The organism is Novosphingobium tardum, assembly GCF_042652045.1.
Taxonomy (GTDB): Bacteria; Pseudomonadota; Alphaproteobacteria; order Sphingomonadales; family Sphingomonadaceae; genus Novosphingobium; species Novosphingobium tardum.
The window spans coordinates 189691-206874 of the sequence record NZ_JBHSDR010000003.1; the positions used below are offsets into that span (position 1 = coordinate 189691).

Here is a 17184-nt window from a genome sequence, read left to right on the forward strand (position 1 = left end):
CTCGAACGCGATGCCTGCCGCCGCTCCGCCCGATTCCCTCGCCGACAAGTTCGCGCGGCTGATCGAGCGCACCGGACCAATGAGCATTGCGGCCTTCATGGCCGAGAGCAACGCCCGCTATTATTCGACCCGCGATCCGCTGGGCAGCGCAGGCGACTTCGTCACCGCGCCAGAGATCAGCCAGATGTTTGGCGAGCTGATCGGACTGTGGCTGGCCGACATGTGGATTCGTTCAGGCAGGCGCGAGCCGGTTCGCTATGTCGAGCTGGGGCCCGGCCGCGGCACCCTGGCGCGCGACGCCCTGGGTGCTGCGCGGCGTTACGGACTTGTCCCTCAGGTACACCTTGTCGAAAGCAGTCCGACGCTACGCGCGCTTCAGGCCGAGCTGCATCCCACCGCATTGTGGCATGACACGGTGGCGACGGTCCCAGACGATGGCCCGATCCTGCTCGTCGCGAACGAGTTTCTCGATGCGCTCCCGGTGCGGCAGCTTGTCCGCACCCACGTCGGTTGGCGCGAGCGGCTGATCGGGCGAGAGGACGGAGCTTTCATCTTCGTGGCGGGTTCGCAGCCCATGGATGCCGCTGTTCCGGCGGAGTTCAGCGGTGCGCCCGAAGGGACCATAATCGAGACCAGTCCTGCCTCGTCCGCGACCGTCGAAGAGGTCGCTGACCGGCTCGTTGCACAAGGCGGAGCGGCGCTGTTCATAGACTACGGTCATGCGGAGCCCCGCTTCGGCTCCACTCTCCAGGCGGTGCGCGGCCATCGCAAGCTCGATCCGTTCGCCGCGCCGGGTGAGGCCGACCTTTCGGCGCACGTCGATTTCGCGGCGCTGGCCCAAGTCGCGCAGCGCCGTGGCGCGCGCTGGCTGGGAACCGCGGAACAGGGCGATTGGCTCCGCGCCTTGGGAATAGAGACCCGTGCCGCCAACCTCGCCGCCTTCGCCCCCCAGCACGCGGTCGCAATCGCGCAGGCGCTTGAACGCCTGACCGGCGATCGGCAGATGGGCCGGCTGTTCAAGGTCATGGGATTGGGGTCGCCCGATGCCCCGGCCGCGACGGGCTTCTGAAAACGGCGTCCGGGCGGTGGCGGCGGGCGGTTGCGCCGCCGCCGTTTCACTAACCGAAAATGCTGTTGGCAAGGCGCGGGTGTGTGTCTATCAGGCCGGCCAAGCCGGGCCACGCCCGGGACCCGGGCGTTGCCTTGTGCAGCCGACCGGATGGGGCGCCGGCAGGGGATGATCGGGGCCTTCGACATAGCATGTGGACGGCCGGTCCCTCTGGGCGCCGGTCGGCAGGGTTCCGCTTCCTTTCGGGTTTCCGGGGCGGCAAGATAACAAGGGTTTCGAATGGCAGACGAGGCGAGCATCGACACTCCCCCCTCAACCGCGGTCACCATGACGGACGGCGAGGGCGTGCGGCGGCGGGACTTCATCAATATCGCGGCGGTCACTTTCGCCGGGATCGGCGGCGTGGCGGTGCTCTATCCGCTGATCAGCCAGATGGCGCCTTCGGCCGACGTGCTGGCTGAAAGCTCGACCGAGATCGACATTTCCTCGATCCAGCCCGGACAGGCGATCAAGGCCGTCTGGCGCAAGCAGCCGGTCTTCATCCGCAACCTGACCCCGGTCGAGATCGCGGAAGCGGACAAGGTGCCCGTGGACTCGCTGCGCGATCCCCAGACGCTGGGTGAGCGCACTAAGGAAGGCAAGAAGAACTGGCTCATCACGATGGGCGTGTGCACCCATCTGGGCTGCGTTCCGCTCGGCGCCGGCGAGGGTGAGACCCGGGGCGAATTCGGCGGTTATTTCTGCCCTTGCCACGGTTCGGTCTACGATACCGCGGCGCGGATCCGGAAGGGTCCCGCTCCCAAGAACCTCGAAGTGCCGGAGTATTCTTTCAACTCCGATACCGTCGTCAAGATCGGCTGAGGACACCTGAAATGAGCTTTCCCTGGGCCCAGGAATACCAGCCGAAGCAGCCGCTGATGCGCTGGCTCGACGAGAAGCTGCCGCTTCCGCGCTTCGTCTACAACGCGATCGGCGCCGGTTACCCGGTTCCCCGCAACCTGAACTACTTCTGGAATTTCGGCGTTCTGGCCGGCTTCTGCCTCGTGCTGCAGATCGTCACCGGGATCATCCTGGCGATGCACTATGCGCCGAATGCGCAGGTGGCGTTCGATTCGACCGAGCACATCATGCGCGACGTCAACTGGGGCTGGATGCTGCGCTACGCGCACGCCAACGGCGCCTCGGCGTTCTTCGTCGTCGTCTACATCCACATCTTCCGCGGCCTCTATTTCGGTAGCTACAAGGCCCCGCGCGAGATGATCTGGCTCCTCGGCGTCGTCATCTACCTGCTGATGATGGCGACCGGCTTCATGGGCTATGTACTTCCCTGGGGGCAGATGAGCTTCTGGGGCGCCAAGGTCATCACCGGCCTGTTCTCCGCCATCCCGCTGATCGGCACGCCGCTGCAGGAATGGCTGCTGGGCGGCTTCGCGCCGGACAACGCCGCGTTGAACCGCTTCTTCAGCCTGCACTTCCTGCTGCCCTTCGTGATCGCAGCGGTGGTGATCCTTCACATCTGGGCGCTGCACATCCCCGGCTCGTCGAACCCCACAGGGATCGAAGTAAAGAGCGAGAGCGATACTGTTCCGTTCCACCCGTACTACACCGCCAAGGATGGTTTCGGGCTGGGCGTGTTCCTGATCCTCTACTGCACCATGCTGTTCTTCCTGCCCAATGCGCTGGGCCACCCGGACAACTACATTCCGGCCAACCCGTTGAGCACGCCGGCGCACATCGTGCCCGAATGGTACTACTGGCCGTTCTACGCGATCCTGCGCGCCTTCACGTCGGACTTCTTCTTCATCCCGGCCAAGCTGATGGGCGTGCTGGCGATGTTCAGCGCGATCCTGCTGTTCTTCTTCCTGCCCTGGCTCGATACGTCGCCGGTGCGCTCGGGGAAGTACCGCCCGCTGTTCCGCAAGTTCTTCTGGTTCGGCCTGATCCCCGACGTGCTGATCCTGGGTTATTGCGGCGGCTCGCCCGCAGCCGAACCCTACGTGATGATCAGCCAGATCGCGGCGGCGTACTACTTCCTTCACTTCCTCGTCATCCTGCCGATCGTATCGTCGATCGAGCGGCCCGAACCGATGCCGTTCTCGATCACCGAGGCGGTGCTGGGCAAGGATGACAAGGCCGTGCTCGTCCCTGCTTCGGCCGGCGATCTGCCGCCCGCCGCAACCCCCGTTCCCGCCGCCTGAGCCGCAACAGGAAAGCCAAGAGAACCGCACATGGTCCGTCTGTTAGGAATGCTCGCCGGCCTGTTTTTCGGAGCCGCCCTGCTGTGGTCGTTCGGCAATGGCGCTTACACCGCGATCACCGAACCGACCGCGGCGACCGCCGAGGCCGAATTCCATCGCCATCCCAAGGAAGTGCGCTTCGCCAGTGACGGGCCTTTCGGCACGTTCGACAAGCAACAGCTGCAGCGTGGCTTTCAGGTCTACAAGGAAGTCTGCTCGGCCTGCCATTCGCTGCGCCTCGTCGCGTTTCGCGACCTGTCGCAGCTCGGCTACAACGAGGCTGAGGTGAAGGCGATCGCCAAGGGCTTCCAGGTCCCCGGTATCGACCCGAACACGGGCGAAGCGAACACGCGTCCGGGACTGCCGACGGACTACTTCCCCAAGCCCTTCGCCAACGACATCGCCGCCCGCGCCGCGAACAACAACGCGGTGCCGCCCGATCTTTCGCTGATGACCAAGGCACGCCACGAAGGTCCGGCCTATGTCTATTCGCTGCTGACCGGGTTCCAGAACCAGCCGGCGGCGCTTCTGCAGAAGTTCCCCGACGCCAAGACCCCGGCCGGGCTGCACTACAACCCCTATTTCGCCAACCTCAACCTCGCGATGGCGCCGCCGCTCACCGCCGAGGGCCAGGTGACCTATGGCGACGGGACGAAGTCCAGCGTGGATCAGATGGCCAAGGACGTCGCCGCGTTCCTCGTCTGGACTGCCGAGCCCAAGCTGGCCAAGCGCCACCAGACCGGGTTTCCGGTCGTGATCTTCCTCATCTTCGCGACGGTCCTGGCCTACATGGCCTACCAGAACGTGTGGCGGGGGAAGAAGGGCAACCATTGATCGCCCGCCGCTCCTGGCTCGAGACATTGGAGGGGTCGCCGGCAACGGCGGCCCCTTTCATTTGCGCTGCCGCCCCGCCAGGCTGCGCGACATGACCCCATCAGATCTGCGCGCACTGATCCGCACCGTGCCGGACTTTCCGCACCCCGGAATCCAGTTCCGCGACATCACCACCATGATCGCGCACGGCGAAGGTCTGGCCGCCTGCGTCGGACACCTTGCCCAGCGGGCCAAGGCTGCGGGGGCCGAGATGATCGCGGGCATGGAAGCGCGGGGCTTCATTTTCGGCGCCGCGGCCGCCGCGCAACTGGGGATTGGTTTTCTTCCGGTGCGCAAGCCGGGCAAGCTGCCGGTGCCGACGATCGGGATCGACTATGACCTCGAGTACGGCAGCAACCGGCTCGAGATCGATCCCGGCGCAGTCAGGCTGGGCATGCGCATCGTGATCGTCGACGACCTGATCGCGACCGGGGGAACCGCGCTTGCCGCCGCGCAACTCCTGCGCATGGCTGGCGCGGCCGTTAACGATGCGCTGTTCGTGATCGATCTTCCTGACCTGGGCGGCGCCGCGCGCCTGCGAGAGGCCGGGCTGCGCGTCGAATCGCTGGTCGAATTTCCCGGTCACTGAGCCAAGATCGCCGCGCATCTCCCCGATCGGCTCGGCGATCGCCTGTTGACGGCCTGCCCCCAGCAGTGGCATCTGCGCGCCTCGCGCCACGGTCGCATCGCGAACGCGGGTATAGCATAGTGGTAATGCACTAGCCTTCCAAGCTAGCTAGGCGGGTTCGATTCCCGCTACCCGCTCCAGCCCCTCCGGCGGCACGCAGGATGCGGCTTCCTCTCCTCCAGGGCTCGCCGGACCTTCATGGCCAATCGCTATTATCAGGGCCCGCCCAGCGACCATTTCGACGGCGTCCGCTTCTTCAATCCGGGCCATGATTCCACCGACCGGTCGCTGCGGGAGATCCTTCGCTGGAAGCTGTACAGCCGCCCAACGGCATGGCCGACTTCGGTACCGATCCGGCCCGTCCGGCCCGATGCGCGAGTGGCGGGCCTGCGCGTGACGCACGTCGGTCACGTGACTATGCTGATCCAGGTTGCCGGGCTCAGTATCCTTACCGATCCGGTATGGTCCGAACGGGCCAGTCCCCTGACCTTCGCCGGACCCAAGCGAGTTACCGCGCCCGCCATCGCGCTTGCCGACCTTCCCAGGATCGACGTCGTTCTCCTCAGCCATAGCCACTACGATCATCTCGATATCGCTACGCTGCGGGAACTGCACCGCCGCGACGCGCCGTTGATGGCGATGCCGCTCGGCAACGACGCTATCGTGCGGGCCACAATCCCCGAGGCGCGCATCGCGATCGGTGACTGGTGGGATCGCCTCGACCTTCCCGCCGGCTGCGCGACGACCATAACCCCGGCGTACCACTGGTCGAACCGGTCATTAAGCGACGTGCGCATGGCGCTATGGTCGGGCCACTATCTCCAAACCCCGCATGGCAGCGTGTGGTTTGCAGGCGACACCGGCTATGGCGACGGCGCGATCTTCCGTGACCTTCGCGCGCGACTGGGCCCGCCCGACCTCGCGCTCCTGCCGATCGGATCGTACGAGCCGCGCTGGTTCATGGCCGCCCAGCACGTCAATCCGGCAGAGGCGGTGCAAATCATGGAGGACACCGGCGCAAACCGCGCGCTGGGCATCCATTGGGGCACTTTCCAGCTCACCGACGAGGGATACGAAGACCCAGCGCTCGCGCTCGACCATGCGCTGAAGGCAAAGGGGATCGAGGCGTCTCGCTTTACCGCCGCCCGTCCCGGCGACGTTTTCGAACTCGCCTGAGAACTGGGCCGCCCCACCTCAGACCGCCATGTTGTCGATGAGCCGGGTGGACCCGATACGCGCGGCGACAAGGAGGCGCGCGGCGCCTGCGCCCAGTTCAGTCAGCGGCTGGAGGGAGTCCGCATCGCGCACCTCGGCATAGTCGACAGACGAAAAGCCCCCGGCAACGAGCGTGCTGACAAGATCGGTCAGCGCCGCAGACACTGGCGTGCCCCTGCCCATCGTGGAGATCGCCTCTTTCATCGCCCTTGGCAGCGCTGCAGCCTGTTCGCGCTCGGTAGGAGAAAGGTATGCGTTGCGCGAGCTCATCGCCAGCCCATCGGCTTCGCGCACGGTAGGGAGGCCGAGGATGTCGCCCACCGCCGGACGCGACAGATCGAGGTCGCGCGCCATGCGGCGGATCACGGCAAGCTGTTGCCAGTCCTTTTCGCCGAAGAGGGCAACATCGGGCAGCACCTGGTTGAACAGCTTGCAGACCACGGTCGCCACGCCATCGAAGTGGCCGGGCCGGGCAGCGCCGCAAAGGCCCTCGCTGACGCCGGTCACCGAGATGTTCGTGGCGTAGCCTTCAGGATACATTTCCGCCGGCAAGGGCGCCCAGAGCAGGTCCACGCCCTCTGCCTCCAGTAATGCCTGGTCCGCGGCAAGCTGGCGCGGATAGGCGTCGAGATCCTCGTTCGCCCCGAACTGGCGCGGGTTGACGAAGATCGAGACGGCAACGTGCTGAGCATGGCGGCGCGCCTCGCGCACCAGCGCCATGTGTCCTTGGTGAAGCGCGCCCATCGTCGGCACCAGCGCAAGCTTTCCACCGCCCAGCGCAGCCCGCGCCTTGCGCAATTCGTCGAGCCGATTGATGGTTTGCACGCGCGCTTCCTTTTGCCCTAGACGCCGTCCCGTAACCGCCACGCCCGCCTGCTGCAACGAGAGGCCATCCTTGCCGAAGCTTCCGCACATCATCGTCCTCGCCAACGAGAAGGGTGGCACCGGCAAGTCGACCACGGCGGTTCATGTCGCCGTGGCGCTGGCCTATCAGGGCGCAAACGTGGCGGCGATCGACCTCGATTCCCGCCAGCGCACCACGCATCGCTATTTCGAGAACCGTGCCGAGACCGAGCGCCGCCGCGGCATCACCCTGCCCGGCGCCACGTGCGAAGTCTTCCGCGGCGAGAGCCTGGAAGAGCTCGACACAATGGCGGCCGCGCTGGGAGAGGGCAGGGACTTCCTGGTGTTCGACACCCCCGGGCGCGACGATCCCTTCGCCCGCCACGTGGCCACCGGGGCCGACACGCTGGTTACCCCCCTGAACGACAGCTTCGTGGACTTCGACCTCATCGGACAGGTCGATGCCGAGACCTTCAAGGTGCGCAAGCTGTCATTCTATGCGGAGCTGATCTGGGAGGCTCGCAAGAAGCGCGCGATGGCGACGATCCGCGACCAGCGCCGCGAGATGGATTGGGTGGTGGTGCGCAATCGCACCCAGCACGTCGAGGCGCGCAACATGAAGCGGCTCGATAACGCGCTCGGCGAACTGTCCAAGCGCGTGGGCTTTCGCATCGCCCAGGGCCTCAGCGAGAGGGTCATCTACCGCGAGTTGTTCCCGTCGGGACTGACCTTGCTCGACAAGGGCCAGTTGGGCGAGCTGGGCACCAGCCACCTCGTTGCGCGGCAGGAACTTCGCACGCTGATCTCAAACCTCAAGCTGCCGATGCCCGGACACGGCGCGGGCGAGGACGCCGCCCCGATCGCTCTGGCCGCCTCGGCATGAAGTTCCTCTGGCTCCTCGTCCTGGCGAGCATTGCCTGCAAGGTAATCGCAAAGCGGTGGCCTTGGGAACTGCTTGGCGGGCAGCCGCGTTCGGATGCGGTGGAGCGAGCTGCAACGCTTCTCGGCGTGCGCAGCGATGCCACGCGGGAGGATATCATGGAAGCGCATCGCCGCCTGGTTTCCCGCGTTCATCCCGACCGGGGTGGAAGCGACAGCCAGGTTCACGAGGCCAATGCCGCGCGCGACCTCCTCTTGGGTGCGGCGCAGCTCGGCCAGAACCGCTGATTCGGCTCGATCAGGGATCACCATCCCGTCGAGACGCCCGTCAATCCCAGGATTCCCTACGAACATGACGCACCAGTTTCATCCCACCACTCTCCGCGAATACGACATCCGGGGGATCATCGGCGAAACGCTCGGCCCCGACGATGCCCGTGCGATCGGCCGGGGGTTCGGCACGAAGATCGTGGAAGCCGGCCGATCGACCGTGGCGGTGGGTTATGACGGGCGCATCAGTTCGCCGATCCTCGAGCATGCGCTGGTCGAAGGACTGAACTCCAGCGGCGTCGACGCGATCCGCATCGGAATGGGGCCGACGCCGATGCTCTACTATGCCGAAGCCTCAATTCCAGAGGCAGATGGCGGCATTCAGATAACCGGCAGCCACAATCCCGCCAATTATAATGGCTTCAAGATGGTATTTCAGGGCCGGCCGTTTTTCGGGAAGGACATCCTCGAACTCGGCCGGATGGCAGCCGCCGGGGAATGGGCTTCCGGCAACGGGACCTCCACCAGCCGCGAGATCCTGGGCGAGTACATCGAACGGCTGATTGAAGGGCTCGCCGGGATCAGCAACGATGAGCTGTCCCGACTTCGGATCGGTTGGGACGCGGGCAATGGCGCCGCGGGCCCTGCGCTCGAGGCGCTGACCGCTCGGCTCCCTGGCGAGCACTTCCTTCTGTTTACCGAAGTCGACGGAAATTTTCCCAACCATCATCCCGATCCTACCGAGGAGAAGAATCTGGAGGACTTGCGCAGCCTCGTCGCTGCCAAGAACCTCGATTTCGGAGTGGCATTCGACGGCGATGGCGACCGCATCGGCGCGATCGACGGCCAAGGGAGGATCATCTGGGGCGACCAGCTTTTGATGATCTACGCCGAGGACCTCCTGCGCATGGTGCCAGGCTCGACGATTATTGCCGACGTAAAGGCGTCGAAGGCACTGTTCGACCGCGTGGCCGAACTCGGCGGGAAGCCGCTGATGTGGAACACCGGCCACAGCCTGATTAAGTCCAAAATGAAGGAAACTGGCGCCCCGCTGGCCGGGGAAATGAGCGGCCACGTGTTCTTCGCGCACGACTACTACGGTTACGACGATGCGCTCTATGCTGCGATTCGGCTGATCGCCGCCTCATCGCGGCTCGGCAAGTCGGTGACCCAACTGCGCGGGGAAATGCCCGCGATGGTCAACACACCCGAGCTTCGCTTTCAGGTGGACGAGAGCCGCAAGTTCGCGGTGATCGACGAGGTCAAGGCGCGGCTCAAGGCAGCGGGCGCCGATGTCGACGAGACCGACGGCGCGCGGGTGACCACCGCCGATGGATGGTGGCTCCTGCGTGCTTCGAACACCCAGGACGTGCTTGTGGCTCGGGCCGAGGCTGCCGACCAAAAGGGCCTCGACCGCCTGATGTCCCAGATCGACGATCAGCTTGCTGCATCAGGCCTGGAACGCGGACCGCAGGCAGGCCACTGATCGGCGGACGAGGCGGGATTCGCGCAGTCCTCGCCTTGACTTAGCCTTGGCGGTTTGCTGGCTTCCCTCTCGCGGTCGCACGCGAAAGGGATGGCATTGATGGGATCGCTGGCGGCAATCGTGTTCCAGCGGTTCGAATCGGGCGCGGAAGAGCGCCGCTACAGCCGCGAACTGCGCACCCGCCAGGCGAAGTTCACCCGCGCCCTGATGATCCTCGGGCCGTCGATGCTCGCCCTTTATACAGTGCTGAACCCGGTTTTCCTAAGCTGGGAGAGCGCAACGGGCATGCTGATAGCCAGCGCCGTGATGCTGCCGATGATGGCGTTCTATTTCTGGTATGTCGGCCGTCCAGGCTTTGCCGCGAACCGGTGGTTCGATCTGGCCTTCTTCCTCGCCATCGAGCCGCCGATGTTCTTCTTCATCCGCTCATTGTGGGAGAGCGGCATCAGCGGCTGGCCGTTCTACGCTATCCTTTGCTACAATCAGCAATTGCTGCTGTCGTACGCGTGCCTCGCCTTCGCGGCATCGGTACGCCAGTTCGCGATCTTTGCCGCGATCTCAGTCGCCTACCTCGTCGCGACCCTCGCCATCCTCGGCTATCCGACCAATGTCGCGGTCTATACGGCGACCTTCTATGCCCCGTTCGCGATACTGCTCGTCTACATAAACTGGGCGATCGACGACAAGGCGCGCCTGCTGTTCGACGCGGGCGTCAAGCTTGATGCGGAAAAGCGTAAGTCCGACGCCCTGCTCTACAACGTGCTGCCCCAGTCGATTGCCACCCGATTGCAATCGGGCGAGGCGATCGCCGACGCATTCGACGAGGTGACGATCGTCTTCGTCGACGTGGTGGGCTTCACCACACTGTCGCAGTCCCTGCCTGCTGCGCGGATCGTGGAACTGCTGAACTCCTTCTTCGGCCTCGCCGACCGAAGCTGCGACCTGTTCGGACTGGAGAAGGTCAAGACGATTGGCGACGCGTATATGGCCGTGGCGGGGGCGATCGTCCCGGTCCCGCACGCAGCCAAGTCGACCATCGGCTTCGGCCGCCACCTGATCGAGGGCGTCCGCGAGATGGCACGGGGCAGCGGGGTGGATTTCGCGGTGCGCGTGGGGATCAATTCTGGACCGGTCATCGGCGGCGTGATCAGCAGCAAGCGGATGAGCTACGATTATTGGGGCGATGCTATCAATGTTGCCGCCCGCATCGAAGGCGTGGCACCGGTCAACGGAATCACGGTCTCGCAATCGACGCGCGATCTTCTCGCCGATTCCTACGCCTTTTCTCCTCCGCGGCTCGTGGCCCTGAAGGGGATCGGCGAAGTGCCTGTCTACGACCTGAGGATGGACCGGCTCGATTGATCCATGGCTACTTGGCCTCGCGCCCTAGGAGCTTGCGCCAGCCCTGGCGCGCGGCGAGACCGAGCGAGCCGTAGGCCGCGATCTCCCGGAACGTTCCTGGCGCAAGGCCGCTCCGCTCGGCGAGTGTGACCCGCACCGCGAGGCGCGGTTCGCCCGAATGGTTGGGGTAGGCGCCGTGAAGCTGATCGGCATCGAAGAAGACGATCTCGCCCGGCTTCATCGCCACATCGTAGGCCGGGGCGGACGTCGGCGCGATTTCGACATGCGACGGGCGGGCGAGGGCGACGACGGTCTTGTCGCTCTCGCCGGTCGTGCTCGCCATGCGCAGGCAACCGTTTCCGCCGTTGGTCGGGCCAAGCGCGATCCACAAGGTGAAGGCGCTCGCGACCGGAGCCGAACCGCCATTTCCGTCGCCTTCGCGACGATAGCGCGTTGCCGGCGCCCCCGACAGCTTGATTTCCGGATAAGCGGCGAGGATCACGGGATCGGTCAGGCGTTGGGCGATCAGCGCACGGGCGTCGGGCGTGTCGAGCAGTTCGCGCAAGAGCTGTCCCGCGCCCCTGCTCTCAATGAAGAAGTCCTTCAGCAGCAGTTCCGGTTGGTCCCCCGCAAGCCGGGTCGTGGTGCCGATCGCGGCAACGACCCGCGCTTCGAGTTCGGCTCGCAGATTCTCGGATATCGGCTGGTTGAGCACACGCCACATCGCCCCCACTTAACCCTAGCCATGCCCGCCGCTCAACCCTTTCCGCCGTCGCGCGGGCGAATCCCGCTTCGCGCCCGGGGATCGGGCCGCCGCGCCGTGCGTTGCCGGGGGTGAGCAGCGAAGCATCCCTTGTCCCGCCGGAGATCGCCCACTGGTTCGAAGGGCGCGGCTGGCGTTTGCGTCGCCACCAGACCGACATGCTCGCTGCCGCGCGCGCGGGCGATCACGCATTCCTCGTCGCGGATACGGGCGCGGGCAAGACGCTGGCCGGGTTCTTGCCGACGCTGGCCGACTTTACTCCGTCGCATCTCGCCGGATCCGCCGCAGCGGAGGGTCTGCACACTCTCTACGTGTCTCCGCTGAAAGCGCTGGCGCATGACGTGCAGCGCAATCTCATGACGCCGATCGAGGATATGGGCCTGCCGATACGGGTCGAGACGCGCAGCGGCGACACCCCTTCGGATCGAAAGTTGCGCCAGCGCAGCAAGCCGCCACACATCCTCCTGACCACGCCGGAATCGCTCTCCTTGCTGCTCAGTTATCCGGAGAGCGCGGAAATATTCGCCGGGCTCAAGCGGATCGTCATCGACGAGATTCATGCCTTCGCCACTGGCAAGCGCGGCGACCTGTTGGCACTCTCGCTGTCGCGCCTTCAGGCCCTCGCCCCCGGCATGCGGCGCTGCGCCCTATCCGCCACCGTCGCTGATCCCGAGGCGTTTCGCGAATGGCTCGCTCCCTGGGGGGAGATCGACCGGGTGCGGCTGGTCGAAGGCGAGCCGGGTGCCGATCCGGAAGTGTCGATCCTGCTGCCCCAGGACGCCCGGGTGCCCTGGGGCGGACATGCCGCAGCGTGGGCTGTTCCGCAGCTTTACGAGGCGATCCGCGCCAACCGGACCACCCTGATCTTCACCAACACCCGCTTTCTCGCCGAATACATCTTCCAGCTCCTGTGGGACGTGAATGACGATACCTTGCCGATCGGCATCCACCACGGATCGCTTTCGAAGGAAGCCCGGCGCAAGGTCGAGGCGGCTATGGCGCGGGGGGAGCTGCGTGCGCTCGTCGCCACCGCCAGCCTCGATCTCGGTGTCGACTGGGGGGACATCGACCTTGTCGTGCAGATGGGGGCACCGAAGGGCTCCTCGCGCCTGCTGCAACGGATCGGCCGCGCCAACCATCGGCTCGACCAGGCCAGCCGCGCGCTGCTCGTCCCCGGCAACCGGTTTGAGTATCTCGAGGCCCAGGCCGCAGTCGACGCGGTCCACGAAGGCCAGCGCGACGGCGAGGACTTTCGCCCGGGGGGTCTCGATGTCCTTGCCCAGCACGTCATGGCGCGGGCCTGCGTCGGCCCGTTCGACGAGGCCGAATTGCTGGCCGAGGTGCGTTCCTCGCTCAGTTATGCCTGGGTGGACGACGCGGCATGGAACCGGGTGCTCTCCTTCGTCGCCACTGGAGGCTACGCGCTGCGCGCCTACGACCGGTTCAAGCGCATAGTCCGCGCACCCGACGGGACCTGGCGGCTGACCCATCCCGAACATGCCGCGCGCCACCGGCTGAATGCCGGGATCATTCTCGACGCTGAGATGATCGAGATCCGCTTTCGCAACGGACGCTCGCTAGGGCGGGTCGAGGAGCAGTTTGCAGCATCGCTGCGCAACGGCGACACCTTTCGGTTCGCCGGGATGGACCTCGAAGTCGAAGCGATGCGCGACATGGACCTGATTGTGCGCGCGGCGCGCAGCGCGGCGACGATCCCCAGCTACATGGGTGCGCGCATGCCGCTGACCACTCATCTGGCCGAACGGGTGCGCGAAATGCTCGTCGACCGGCCGGGCTGGTCGCGCTTTCCCGACGACGTTCGCGAATGGCTCGAAGTGCAGGACTGGCGGTCGCAGATGCCCGGCCCCGCACAGCTCCTCGTCGAGAGCTTCCCTCACGGCGGCCGCGAATACACGGTGCTCTATCCATTCGAAGGCTGGAACGCCCACCAGTCGCTGGGGATGCTGCTCACCGCGCGGATGGAGGCGCAGGGTCTTCGCCCGCTCGGCTTCGTCGCCAACGACTATTCGCTCGCGCTCTACGGGCTCGTCCCGGTCGACGACCCGGGCGCGCTGCTGTCGCCCGATATCCTGACACACGAGTTCGTGGAGTGGGTGCAGGATTCTCACCTCCTGCGCCGCGCTTTCCGCGAAGTGGCTGTGATCGGCGGGCTGGTGGAGCGTCACCATCCCGGCAAGCGCAAGTCGGGCAAGCAGGTCACCTTCTCGACCGACCTGATTTACGACGTGCTGCGCAAGTACGAGCCCGACCATGTCCTGATCCAGGCGGCATGGGCCGATGCGCGGGAGCGGATGACCGACGTGGGGCGCGTCGGCGACCTGCTGGACCGCGCCGCAGGGCAACTCGTGCATGTCCGGCTTGACCGCGTCAGCCCACTTGCGGTGCCCGTTATGGTCATGATCGGCCGCGAGACGCTTCCCGCAGGAGCCGCCGACGACGAGCTTCTTCTGGAGGCGGAGTCACTAGCGGAAGCTGCCATGGACCCATCGAAGGGCTAGGGGCCGCTGTGCGGCCCATTTGCGGACATGAGAAAGGGGGCGGATCGCTCCGCCCCCTCGAAAGTCTTCCGCAGCCGTCGTCAGGCGACAGCTAACATGATTGCTTACTCGCCGGCCTTCTGGAAGGTCGCGAACTGTTCATTGCCGACGAAGCCGAACTTCGACACGCCCGATGCCGTGATGATCTTCAGCAACCGGTTGGCGATTTCGTAGCTGGCGTATTCCTCGGGCTGGAACTGCAGCTCGGGCTCCGGGTTCAGCGCCTTCGTCGCGTCGAGGAGAGAAACCAGCTGGCCTTCGGTGGTCGGCGTGCCGTTCCACAGAATCTGGCCGCCCATCGTCAGGACCAGCTTGTTCTTCACCGGATCGACCTGCTGATCCGCCGTCGGAGGCGAGGCCTGCGGCAGATCGATGTTGATGGCGTGGGTCGCCACCGGAATGGTGATGATGAACATGATGAGGAGAACGAGCATGACGTCGATCAACGGCGTCGTGTTCATTTCCATCATCGGCGAGCCATCGTCCTTGCCGCCGCTCATTGCCATCGGAAAATACTCCTGTTCGTCTGCTGCGGGGGCCGCATCGAAGGCCCACCGATTATTTCGCGGTGGCGCTTAGCCGTTGGGATCGACCGGGTTGGCGATGAAGCCGACCCGCGGATAGCCCGACACCTGGACGTTGTAGATTGCGCCCGCGATGCACTTCCACGGAACGTTGACGTCGCCGCGAATGTGAACTTCGGGGATCTTGTCCGGATCGATATTCGTCGCACCGCCCTCGCGCTTCACGATAGCGTCGAGCCGTTCGAACGCCTGCTTCTGCAGCTCGGCGGAATCGACCGGAGAGGTGTTGTTGAAATAGATCCGGCACTGGCCCGAGCGCGAGGATCCTTCATAGCCCGCATCACCAGGGCTGCGGCCCGCATCGTCGGTCGAGACGACGGCGAGCAGGAGGTTCTCGACCTTGTCCTTGGATTCCTCCGAGGCCAGGATCGGCACCTTGAGCTTCTCGATCGTCTGGATCGCCACCGGCACCGCGATAAGAAAGATGATGAGCAGAACCAGCATCACGTCGACCAGCGGCGTGGTGTTGATGTCCGACATCGGTCGTTCTTCGCCGCCGGCAGGGCCTACCGAAACTGCCATTGCTTACATCCTATCTTCTAGACCCGGCCCGGGAGGCGGCGGCGCCGCCGCGCGCATCCCGAAGCCCATGTCACCGTTACCCGGCGACCGCATGCTTGAAACCCGCTTCCGTGGCGGCAGGCTGGCCAAGCGCCGACCTGCCGCAAACCGGAAACGTGCTTAGTTCTTCATGCCCGACGGCGGCACCTGGGTGCTCATCGGGGTAGTGCCGGCGGGGGTGGTTCCAGCCGGGGTCGTGGCACGGCCCTGAGCAGTCGCCGCGGCCTTGCCGGCGGGACCGGCGAGCGCGGGACGAACGGCTCCCTTCGAGTTGATGTTCGCGAGAACATCGGTCGAGAAGCTGTTCAGGTGCTCGGCGATGCGCTTGTTGCGCGCCTGCAGCCAGTTGTAGGCAAGCACCGCGGGAACCGCGACGAGCAGACCGAGCGCGGTCATGATCAGCGCTTCACCGACCGGACCCGCGACCTTGTCGATCGAGGCCGAACCGGCGATGCCGATATTGATCAGCGCGCGATAAATGCCGACCACGGTACCGAACAGGCCGATGAACGGCGCGGTCGCACCCACGGTCGCCAGGAACGGCAGGCCGCCCGCGAGCTTCGCGTTGATCGAGGCTTCCGAACGGGCGAGCGAGCCGTGCAGCCAGTCGTGCGCTTCGAGGCTGTCGGTCATCTTGCCGTATTGGTCCTCGGCCGACAGGCCGTCGTCGACGAGCTGGCGGTAGGCGCTGTTCTTCTCGAGCTTGTTCGCACCATCGCGAAGGTTGTTCGAACGCCAGAAGTTGGCACGAACGTCACGCGACTGACGCATGATCTTCTGCTGTTCGAAGAACTTGGTGAACAGGATGTAGAACGAGCCGAACGACATGATCCCGAGGATCACGACGGTCGCGATGGCGATGAAGCCACCCTGCTTGAGCGCCTCGGCGAAGCCGAACTTGTTCTGCGGGACGTTCGTCGCCGCCGCGGCAAGAGTGTAAATGAGCATGCGGGTCTTCCTCTCAAACAATCAGGAAATGTGGTGTGAAAACTATGCGGCAGACCGCGACCCGGGAATGGGCGACATCCTGTCGGCCAGTCCCGGGACGCGCGGTCATTTGGGGATGACCCAGCGAACCGCGTTGGAGTAGCTGCCGGAGGTCGGCCTGCCTTCGCCGTCGGTCGCCGGATTGAACCGGGCGCGACGGGTAACGTTCGAGCAGGCGGCCTGGTCGAGGTCAGGGCTGCCGCTCGATCCCGTGACCTCGCAGTTGGTCACGCGGCCATCCGGTCCCACCGTCACGCGGAAACGTGTGGTGCCTTCACGCTCTTCACGAAGCGCGCGAGCCGGATAATCGTCCGTCGTGGCCCAGCTTCCCGGGTTGCCCTTCGGCGATGCACCCTTGGGCGTAAAGCGAGGTGGCGGGGGCGCTGCCGGCGGCGGGGGCGGGGGTGCCGCGACGACCGTCGGCGGCAGAACCACCTTGGGAGGTTCCACAACCGTCTGCACCTGCGGCGCAGGGCGCGTGAAGCTGATCGGCGGCGGAGGCGCGACGATCGGCGGCGGGGGAATCTTCTGGTCCGGCGGCGGCGGCGGAGGAGGCGGCGGTGGCGGCGGCTCCTCGATGTTCACCGCGCTGACGGTTTCCTTGATCTTTTTAACAGCCTCGAAGGCAAGACCCGTCACCAGCGCATAACCGACGATCACATGGAGAATCGCAACGATGATCAGCGCGGTTATGCGGTTCCCGCTCATCTGTTGGTCAGCGTATGCCATCCAGGTCCTTCTCTCTATCCACGCGCACGGGAGCACCCGAGCGCAAATTCGACGGCAATGGACCCGCAGGTCGCATGGCCAGCCGGCTACCCATCACTTGTTTCCACCCTGCCGGATACCCGGAGCAGCCGACGCAGCCCTGGCCCGACGGCGGCAGAAAT

Annotated in this window: 17 protein-coding genes and 1 tRNA gene; 12 read left to right on the forward strand and 6 right to left on the reverse strand. The window is 65.4% G+C overall.

Going from position 1 to position 17184, the window contains the following annotated elements:
* The first annotated feature begins 10 nt into the window (after window positions 1–10).
* The 7 genes from ACFO0A_RS01055 (at window position 11) to ACFO0A_RS01085 (ending at window position 5983) form a co-directional block, all read left to right on the forward strand.
* On the forward strand, window positions 11–1069 hold the full coding sequence (locus tag ACFO0A_RS01055; RefSeq protein WP_379537128.1) for a class I SAM-dependent methyltransferase: 1059 nt from the start codon (window positions 11–13) through the stop codon (window positions 1067–1069).
* A gap of 327 nt (window positions 1070–1396) precedes the next feature.
* Entirely contained in the window at window positions 1397–1930 is a 534-nt protein-coding gene (gene petA / locus ACFO0A_RS01060) for a ubiquinol-cytochrome c reductase iron-sulfur subunit (protein WP_379538132.1), read from the forward strand.
* Window positions 1931–1941: 11 nt separating this feature from the next.
* Complete coding sequence (locus ACFO0A_RS01065) at window positions 1942–3267, forward strand: cytochrome b (protein ID WP_379537129.1); 1326 nt, start codon at window positions 1942–1944, stop codon at window positions 3265–3267.
* A 30-nt stretch (window positions 3268–3297) separates the two neighbouring features.
* The gene (locus ACFO0A_RS01070) at window positions 3298–4140 is read left to right on the forward strand and encodes a cytochrome c1 (RefSeq protein ID WP_379537130.1); all 843 of its coding nucleotides are present in this window, start codon (window positions 3298–3300) and stop codon (window positions 4138–4140) included.
* Between the two features lie 91 nt (window positions 4141–4231).
* Window positions 4232–4768 (forward strand): adenine phosphoribosyltransferase, encoded by a 537-nt coding sequence (locus tag ACFO0A_RS01075; RefSeq protein WP_379537131.1) that lies wholly within the window; start codon window positions 4232–4234, stop codon window positions 4766–4768.
* Between the two features lie 105 nt (window positions 4769–4873).
* Window positions 4874–4947 (forward strand) — tRNA-Gly (locus ACFO0A_RS01080).
* A 58-nt stretch (window positions 4948–5005) separates the two neighbouring features.
* Complete coding sequence (locus ACFO0A_RS01085; RefSeq protein ID WP_379537132.1) at window positions 5006–5983, forward strand: MBL fold metallo-hydrolase; 978 nt, start codon at window positions 5006–5008, stop codon at window positions 5981–5983.
* 18 nt (window positions 5984–6001) lie between these two features.
* Here ACFO0A_RS01085 and panC read toward each other — a convergent pair whose 3' ends face one another.
* On the reverse strand, window positions 6002–6847 hold the full coding sequence (gene panC / locus ACFO0A_RS01090; protein ID WP_379537133.1) for a pantoate--beta-alanine ligase: 846 nt from the start codon (window positions 6845–6847) through the stop codon (window positions 6002–6004).
* 70 nt (window positions 6848–6917) lie between these two features.
* On the opposite strand from panC, the gene ACFO0A_RS01095 reads away from it, so the two are divergent.
* From ACFO0A_RS01095 to ACFO0A_RS01110, 4 genes are all read left to right on the forward strand, one after another.
* Window positions 6918–7748 carry a division plane positioning ATPase MipZ gene (locus ACFO0A_RS01095; RefSeq protein WP_379537134.1) on the forward strand — a complete coding sequence of 277 codons (831 nt, stop codon included), beginning with the start codon at window positions 6918–6920 and terminating at the stop codon, window positions 7746–7748.
* On the forward strand, window positions 7745–8032 hold the full coding sequence (locus ACFO0A_RS01100; RefSeq protein ID WP_379537135.1) for a J domain-containing protein: 288 nt from the start codon (window positions 7745–7747) through the stop codon (window positions 8030–8032). The genes ACFO0A_RS01095 and ACFO0A_RS01100 overlap by 4 nt, the downstream gene beginning before the upstream one ends.
* A 64-nt stretch (window positions 8033–8096) precedes the next feature.
* Window positions 8097–9500: a phosphoglucomutase/phosphomannomutase PgmG gene (gene pgmG / locus ACFO0A_RS01105; protein WP_379537136.1), complete on the forward strand. Its 1404-nt coding sequence runs from the start codon at window positions 8097–8099 to the stop codon at window positions 9498–9500.
* A 90-nt stretch (window positions 9501–9590) separates the two neighbouring features.
* On the forward strand, window positions 9591–10862 hold the full coding sequence (locus ACFO0A_RS01110; protein ID WP_379537137.1) for an adenylate/guanylate cyclase domain-containing protein: 1272 nt from the start codon (window positions 9591–9593) through the stop codon (window positions 10860–10862).
* Between the two features lie 7 nt (window positions 10863–10869).
* On the opposite strand, the gene ACFO0A_RS01115 is transcribed toward ACFO0A_RS01110, so the two are convergent.
* Entirely contained in the window at window positions 10870–11565 is a 696-nt protein-coding gene (locus ACFO0A_RS01115) for a phytanoyl-CoA dioxygenase family protein (RefSeq protein ID WP_379537138.1), read from the reverse strand.
* A 110-nt stretch (window positions 11566–11675) separates the two neighbouring features.
* On the opposite strand from ACFO0A_RS01115, the gene ACFO0A_RS01120 reads away from it, so the two are divergent.
* A complete protein-coding gene (locus ACFO0A_RS01120; RefSeq protein WP_379537139.1) occupies window positions 11676–14123 on the forward strand; it encodes a ligase-associated DNA damage response DEXH box helicase in 2448 nt (815 codons plus the stop codon).
* Window positions 14124–14227: 104 nt separating this feature from the next.
* Here ACFO0A_RS01120 and ACFO0A_RS01125 read toward each other — a convergent pair whose 3' ends face one another.
* The 4 genes from ACFO0A_RS01125 to ACFO0A_RS01140 all read right to left on the reverse strand — a co-directional run bounded on the left by ACFO0A_RS01125 (window position 14228) and on the right by ACFO0A_RS01140 (window position 17023).
* Window positions 14228–14668, reverse strand: coding sequence for an ExbD/TolR family protein (locus tag ACFO0A_RS01125; protein WP_379537140.1), 441 nt, complete (start codon window positions 14666–14668; stop codon window positions 14228–14230).
* A gap of 69 nt (window positions 14669–14737) precedes the next feature.
* On the reverse strand, window positions 14738–15268 hold the full coding sequence (locus ACFO0A_RS01130) for an ExbD/TolR family protein (RefSeq protein ID WP_379537141.1): 531 nt from the start codon (window positions 15266–15268) through the stop codon (window positions 14738–14740).
* A gap of 159 nt (window positions 15269–15427) precedes the next feature.
* Complete coding sequence (locus tag ACFO0A_RS01135; RefSeq protein ID WP_379537142.1) at window positions 15428–16255, reverse strand: MotA/TolQ/ExbB proton channel family protein; 828 nt, start codon at window positions 16253–16255, stop codon at window positions 15428–15430.
* A 105-nt stretch (window positions 16256–16360) separates the two neighbouring features.
* Window positions 16361–17023, reverse strand: coding sequence for an energy transducer TonB (locus ACFO0A_RS01140; RefSeq protein ID WP_379537143.1), 663 nt, complete (start codon window positions 17021–17023; stop codon window positions 16361–16363).
* Window positions 17024–17184: the final 161 nt, after the last annotated feature.

Bases quoted from the DNA above. Each gene is read 5' to 3' on its own strand.
- ACFO0A_RS01115 (WP_379537138.1), bottom strand. From the start codon at position 11,565: ATGTGGCGTGTGCTCAACCAGCCGATATCCGAGAATCTGCGAGCCGAA.
- ACFO0A_RS01055 (WP_379537128.1), top strand. From the start codon at position 11: ATGCCTGCCGCCGCTCCGCCCGATTCCCTCGCCGACAAGTTCGCGCGG.
- ACFO0A_RS01125 (WP_379537140.1), bottom strand. From the start codon at position 14,668: ATGGCAATGAGCGGCGGCAAGGACGATGGCTCGCCGATGATGGAAATG.
- petA (WP_379538132.1), top strand. From the start codon at position 1,397: ATGACGGACGGCGAGGGCGTGCGGCGGCGGGACTTCATCAATATCGCG.
- ACFO0A_RS01070 (WP_379537130.1), top strand. From the start codon at position 3,298: ATGGTCCGTCTGTTAGGAATGCTCGCCGGCCTGTTTTTCGGAGCCGCC.
- ACFO0A_RS01065 (WP_379537129.1), top strand. From the start codon at position 1,942: ATGAGCTTTCCCTGGGCCCAGGAATACCAGCCGAAGCAGCCGCTGATG.
- ACFO0A_RS01110 (WP_379537137.1), top strand. From the start codon at position 9,591: ATGGCATTGATGGGATCGCTGGCGGCAATCGTGTTCCAGCGGTTCGAA.
- ACFO0A_RS01075 (WP_379537131.1), top strand. From the start codon at position 4,232: ATGACCCCATCAGATCTGCGCGCACTGATCCGCACCGTGCCGGACTTT.
- ACFO0A_RS01130 (WP_379537141.1), bottom strand. From the start codon at position 15,268: ATGGCAGTTTCGGTAGGCCCTGCCGGCGGCGAAGAACGACCGATGTCG.
- ACFO0A_RS01100 (WP_379537135.1), top strand. From the start codon at position 7,745: ATGAAGTTCCTCTGGCTCCTCGTCCTGGCGAGCATTGCCTGCAAGGTA.
- ACFO0A_RS01135 (WP_379537142.1), bottom strand. From the start codon at position 16,255: ATGCTCATTTACACTCTTGCCGCGGCGGCGACGAACGTCCCGCAGAAC.
- pgmG (WP_379537136.1), top strand. From the start codon at position 8,097: ATGACGCACCAGTTTCATCCCACCACTCTCCGCGAATACGACATCCGG.
- ACFO0A_RS01140 (WP_379537143.1), bottom strand. From the start codon at position 17,023: ATGGCATACGCTGACCAACAGATGAGCGGGAACCGCATAACCGCGCTG.
- ACFO0A_RS01085 (WP_379537132.1), top strand. From the start codon at position 5,006: ATGGCCAATCGCTATTATCAGGGCCCGCCCAGCGACCATTTCGACGGC.